Origin of the sequence: Pseudomonas sp. SB113 (genome assembly GCF_040754745.1) — a bacterium.
Classification (GTDB): Bacteria; Pseudomonadota; Gammaproteobacteria; order Pseudomonadales; family Pseudomonadaceae; genus Aquipseudomonas; species Aquipseudomonas grimontii.
The window spans coordinates 1-449 of sequence record NZ_JBFMHW010000174.1 but is presented as its reverse complement, the minus strand read 5'-3'; the positions used below and the strand labels follow the sequence as shown (position 1 = coordinate 449).

Genomic DNA, 449 nt, shown 5'->3' with positions numbered 1-449 from the left:
CCCTATGTCGGGTCGCTGGTCGGTCTGGTCGTTTCAATCGGCGTGGCGCTCGTGCAGTTCTGGCCGGACTGGATCATGGTCGCTGCGGTCGCCGGTGTGTTCTTTGTCGGCCAGTTCATCGAAGGCAACATCCTGCAGCCGAAACTCGTCGGCAAAAGTGTGGGTGTACACCCGGTCTGGCTGATGTTTGCGCTGTTTGCCGCTGGTGCTCTGTTCGGTTTCGTGGGACTTCTACTTGCCGTGCCGATTGCCGCGGCCATCGGCGTTCTTGTCCGCTTCGCCATCGGCCGCTACCTCGAATCGCCGCTCTACAAGGGCAATTACGAAGAGCTGGAGGCGCCTGAGCACAAGACGCCGCGGCCTCGGAGCCCGCGTTCGGTATCGTGATGTCGAGACTGGAAAAGCCACGGCAGCTTCCGTTCGATCTTGGCCATGTCGCAGGATACTCG

General features: G+C 61.0%; 1 protein-coding gene. It reads left to right on the top strand.

The window, feature by feature from the left end; translation table 11 throughout:
* Nucleotides 1-387, top strand: a 387-nt coding sequence (locus AB1462_RS32030; protein ID WP_367249118.1) for an AI-2E family transporter, incomplete at its 5' end; no start/stop codon positions are given.
* Nucleotides 388-449: the final 62 nt, after the last annotated feature.